This is a genomic window from Bacillus sp. YC2, assembly GCF_019891195.1.
In the GTDB taxonomy this organism is placed as follows: Bacteria; Bacillota; Bacilli; order Bacillales; family Bacillaceae; genus Bacillus.
In genome coordinates this window covers 1-4,790 of record NZ_JAHXDO010000027.1, presented here as the reverse complement: position 1 = coordinate 4,790, position 4,790 = coordinate 1, and the positions used below count along the sequence as shown (strand labels likewise).

Genomic DNA, 4,790 nt, shown 5'->3' with positions numbered 1-4,790 from the left:
ACCCCTAACCTTTTGATCCGTAGTCAAACGCTCTATCCAATTGAGCTACGGGCGCAGTAAAATATTTCATGTCGTAAGAATAATGATTGGAGCGGAAGACGGGATTCGAACCCGCGACCCCCACCTTGGCAAGGTGGTGTTCTACCACTGAACTACTTCCGCAAGTGTATTGTGTATTAATAACGATCCATTAAAATAAAAATAACAGCTCCACAACGGGTAACTGTACTGTCAAATATTCAGTTAAGATCCCAAGCGAACCTATCCGCTCATCTTAACTATAGAGAAGCTCACTAAAAAAGCTATTACAATTCCTTATGACAAAAGTTATTATATCAGGGTTTCATTAAAAGTCAATACAGTTTAGACAACTGCCAACGAATAATCCTGTTCGTCCCTTCACCTGATTTATTTGGGGCTCTTTTCAATTATCTAATTGTGCGCATTCCTTCCTGTCACATTGCACATTTTTTCATTTACCCTGTCCAGAAAACATTTCACCGAACTTGCGGAACGAAAACTAAGTTCCTTCAACAACTCTCTATGTATCGGGACACTCCGTACTGATTCATAAAGGGATGATATCGGTCGCAAAACACCGTCTTGTCTTCTTTTCATACTAGACATAGCTGCTTAAGCCCTCTTTTATAAAACGTACTCCTGTTTTAACTGATGGACGATGATAAACAGTCCCATCATTTTTAATGCAAATGATATCCAAAACGGCTTTTTCTTTTTAGGAATGGGTCTCTTCTTAAAGACGTATCTCAATAAAAAACGGACCTAAACATGCACCTAACTTCTGTGATGTTCAGGTCCGTAGATTGCTTCCCTTGAAGATGCATAGACTGCTTGTCTCTCTCGTATGACTGACTGATTAAAATATCTTCGTTCTGTCCCCGTTTTTTAAAAAAATCGTCCACTAGAAAACACCCTGCTCTGAACTTTTTAGGGATAGATTTACCATGTATGATGATATATCGCAAGTAACAAACCAAAAAAGAAGCACTCATCCATCTTCCCTCAGAAATAAAAAAACGCAAATGTAAAGGAGATGATTACTGTCAAAAAAATCATAATGGTAGTCTTATGTTTTTCGTTAAGCACTATTACAGCTGAAGTTGCTAAACAAGAATAGCACCAATACACAAAAGTTCCCCAAAAACTATTTGATGCCTTTATGCATGAACTTTTTTGTAAAGATATATTAGACAGTGTCCAGGAATTCTACAAATGATGTTGAATTATCTGAAGACAAAGAAGAAAGGTTTATAGTGCAGTTTAAAAACAAGAACAAATTAAGCAGCTTTATTCTGATGCATAGCCGCTGATTCAATTGATTTACACCGGACTTTTAAAACAGGCGCCAAATAAAAAGGGATGGCCCGAATTTGATACAAGCTGTCACACATAAAAAAAGCATCTAACAGGATGCTTTTAAACCGTCCAACAACGATTCCTTATGAAAAGTGGCGGTTTATCGTATCTTCCACTTTCTTCAACATACCTTTATACGCTTCTTCGTCAAGATATCCGATGCTCCCGAATAGTAAATGTTCTACTGTTTCAATTCCAGTGAAGTCAAATATTCCGACATCGGTTGTGATTTTCAGGCCCGCTGTCATTCCAATCTCATCGTAAATCTCATTAGGAGTTCCATGAGTATTAATAATGAAGCCTTTTTTGCCTTTCAGCAATTTAACGATTCCTTCCTCACCGGGAGCATAAGCAAACCCGTACGCAAAAATCCGGTCTACATACCCTTTAAGAATGGCTGGCAGACCTGTCCACCAAATTGGATAAATAAAAGTGATGACATCTGCTTCAGAAATATATTCCTGTTCGGTTTTAATATCATCAGGAGTCTGGCCCGCTTTCATTGCATCTGTATCTTGTGTTTTTAAGACAGGCTGAAAATCAAGTGCATATAAATCACGTACAACTACCTCGTGTCCGTTTTTCTTTAATGTATTTACAGTTGTATCCAAAATCGCATGATTTAAGCTTTCGGAATTTGGATGTGCATAAACAATAAGATGTTTCATTTTACATAACCTCCGTTCATTTATTCATTTGATTATTGGGGGTAATCTAATATTATATTCTTAGACATTTTTTTAAAAGTAGTCATTTTTTATGACATAGTCATAAAAACAGTACCACTTAAGAAAGAGAGGCATTTTGAATGGCACGAAGCAGATTCAGTGAACCGCCTGAAGAGCAAAAGGAAGTCTGCCCGGTTACACAGACTCAGGACATTATCGCAGGAAAGTGGAAAATCGTTATTTTATGGCATTTAAGCACACAGACAAGGAGATTTAATGAACTGCAAAGAATGCTTCCTAATATTTCAAAAGGAATTTTGACACAACAGTTAAGAGAACTGGAAAAAGATCAAATGGTGCACAGAGAGGTATATAAAGAAGTTCCTCCAAAAGTAGAGTACTCTCTGACACCCTTGGGGCAAAGTTTCATTCCTATTCTGCATAGCATGGCGGAATGGGGCAAAAAAAATGTGGAGGGTTTATACATCCAATTTGTGATCAGTGGCTCTTTCACATATTATCAAGGGACAACTTATTTACTTAAACTATTTTTCCATATTGACCAGACTAATCTCTTTCACCATCGCTTTTGGAAGTCCTGGTATCGTATCGAGCGACAAAAAGATTTTGTCCGGAGATATTTGTATTAGCAGCTTTACCGTCCGTTTCACATTCTAATGTTCCCTCCGCTGTATATTGAAAATAGAGATGATCAACAAAGAAGCGAGAACCCACAGGAATTTTCACTCCGGATGTGAATTCACCTGCCCTCACAGCTTTCGTGTCTGCCGTTCTTTCAAGACCTGCCGCAGGTGCAAGAGCATTGTAAATGACGCTGCCTTCTCTTGTCTCAATATCCGCAGAGTTATGGGACAGCATACGGCCCATAATCTCCTCAAACGTTTGATCTTCAAACATCCTCGCCAAGCCCCCCTCGATTTCCAGCGTACCCTCGTCTGTCTCTACGATAAAAGAAACTTTGAACCTATCACCTGAGCTCGTTAGTAGTTCGCCCATTTTCAAAGTCAATTCTATATGTGCGCGATGTCTCTATTACTTCGCTGTCATCTTCAAAATCATCAAATTCTTTTTCTGGTGAAAGGGCCATGATAAGCACACTCCTATAACGATGAACCATAATAAAAACCGCTCCTAAAGAGCGGTTTTAAAATATAAGAAGTAATTCATTCTAAGAAGAAATCGAAAGAGATTTATTTACTGCTTTTTGAGCATGGATTAAAGTCGTATCAAATAATGGCACTTCTGAATCCTCTACCTTTACTAATAATCCAATTTCAGTGCATCCAAGAATGATTCCTTCTGCTCCTCTATCCACCAAATTATTTGCAATCTTCTTATAAATGTTTTTGGAAGACTGTTTAATTTCACCCAGACATAGTTCTTGATAAATAATATGATTTATTAATTCCCTTTCATCATCATTAGGCACAATGACATTAATATCATGAGACTCAATACGTGATTTATAAAAATCTTGTTCCATCGTATATTTAGTACCAAGTAATCCTACTGAACGAATGCCTTGTCTAATAATTTGTTCTGCAGTTGCATCGGCAATATGCAAAATAGGTATAGTGATCATTTCTTGTATAAATCCAAGAACTTTATGCATAGTATTTGTACATATTACAATAAAATCTGCACCGGCTTTTTCTAATGACCTTGCAACTTCCCCCAAAGCTTCTCCTGCTTTATCCCAAGCCCCTACGGATTGATAATGTTCAATCTCCTTAAAATCAACACTGTATAAAAGACATTTTGCCGAGTGCAGCCCCCCTAACTTCTTCTTTATTTCTTCATTGATAATTCGATAATACTCAGCTGAAGATTCCCAACTCATTCCACCAATAAGACCAATAGTTTTCATAACCCACCTCAGATAAAATTTTCAAAATATTATAGTTATTCTAAAGCATAGATTAGCCCTTTACAATTATTTATTTTTTCAGGATTACTATCATTTAAATTTTATCGAGAATAAAAAATGATTGTCCGCCTTTTAAAGAGACAATCATCACATCACCAGTTTTCAGTTCATCTTCTCCCCCAGCGCGCAGCCGTTTAGGAATACTAATTAAGCCAGACAGGAAGCCTCAATATTATTAAGGGAAACAAAGAAAAATAAATTCATGTTAGGTGAGTTTGTGGACTGGATGGTAAGAAGACAAAAATAAATTATTACTGTTTGGAGGAGATACTGGAAAACCACAGTATCCGACATCACCTAATACATGGTGGCTGCGATTCACTAAAAAACATAAGATAAAGCCGGCCAGGCTGCATGACATGAGGGATACACATGCACCAATGTTGATAAATCAGATTGGAAAAGTATCAGGATTAAACATTAAAGCAATTTCTCAGCAATTGGGCCACGCAAATGTACAGACTACATTGAATGTCTATGCTCATGCCGGCCAAGAATCGGATACATTAGTGGCAGACGCAATAAAAATAGGAACATCTTAAAGGTAATTGCTAATTTGCCACCTCTCTGCCACCCAAATCATTTTTAGACAAAAAAAATAACAGTTCCATATCTCGCGGAAACTGCGTCAGATCAACATATTCAATTAAGCTTCCAAGCGGGCTCGAACCGCTGACCTCTTCCTTACCATGGAAGTGCTCTACCTGCTGAGCTATGGAAGCAATGGCTCCGCAGGTAGGACTCGAACCTACGACCGATCGGTTAACAGCCGATAGCTCTACCACTGAGCTACTGCG

Annotated in this window: 3 protein-coding genes, 2 tRNA genes and 4 pseudogenes; 2 read left to right on the top strand and 7 right to left on the bottom strand. The window is 37.9% G+C overall.

Annotated elements, in window-relative coordinates:
• Positions 1-87: 87 nt before the first annotated feature.
• Both KY305_RS19720 and KY305_RS19715 read right to left on the bottom strand, forming a co-directional pair.
• Positions 88-162, bottom strand: a tRNA-Gly gene (locus KY305_RS19720).
• A gap of 1,298 nt (positions 163-1,460) precedes the next feature.
• On the bottom strand, positions 1,461-2,045 hold the full coding sequence (locus KY305_RS19715; RefSeq protein ID WP_223063931.1) for an NAD(P)H-dependent oxidoreductase: 585 nt from the start codon (positions 2,043-2,045) through the stop codon (positions 1,461-1,463).
• Positions 2,046-2,185: 140 nt separating this feature from the next.
• On the opposite strand from KY305_RS19715, the pseudogene KY305_RS19710 reads away from it, so the two are divergent.
• Positions 2,186-2,512: pseudogene (locus KY305_RS19710) on the top strand (winged helix-turn-helix transcriptional regulator); the annotation flags it as partial.
• A gap of 81 nt (positions 2,513-2,593) precedes the next feature.
• On the opposite strand, the pseudogene KY305_RS19705 reads toward KY305_RS19710, so the two are convergent.
• The 4 genes and pseudogenes from KY305_RS19705 to KY305_RS19690 all read right to left on the bottom strand — a co-directional run.
• Positions 2,594-2,963 (bottom strand): annotated as a pseudogene (locus KY305_RS19705) (baseplate J/gp47 family protein); the annotation flags it as partial.
• A gap of 76 nt (positions 2,964-3,039) precedes the next feature.
• A pseudogene (locus KY305_RS19700) lies at positions 3,040-3,153 on the bottom strand (DUF2634 domain-containing protein); the annotation flags it as partial.
• Positions 3,154-3,234: 81 nt separating this feature from the next.
• Positions 3,235-3,933, bottom strand: a complete 699-nt coding sequence (locus tag KY305_RS19695) for an aspartate/glutamate racemase family protein (protein WP_223063930.1) — start codon at positions 3,931-3,933, stop codon at positions 3,235-3,237.
• Between the two features lie 94 nt (positions 3,934-4,027).
• Positions 4,028-4,144: pseudogene (locus KY305_RS19690) on the bottom strand (phage portal protein); the annotation flags it as partial.
• 103 nt (positions 4,145-4,247) lie between these two features.
• On the opposite strand from KY305_RS19690, the gene KY305_RS20220 reads away from it, so the two are divergent.
• Complete coding sequence (locus KY305_RS20220) at positions 4,248-4,535, top strand: tyrosine-type recombinase/integrase (protein WP_316252463.1); 288 nt, start codon at positions 4,248-4,250, stop codon at positions 4,533-4,535.
• A gap of 107 nt (positions 4,536-4,642) precedes the next feature.
• On the opposite strand, the gene KY305_RS19680 is transcribed toward KY305_RS20220, so the two are convergent.
• Positions 4,643-4,715: transfer RNA gene (locus tag KY305_RS19680), tRNA-Thr, on the bottom strand.
• Positions 4,716-4,790: the final 75 nt, after the last annotated feature.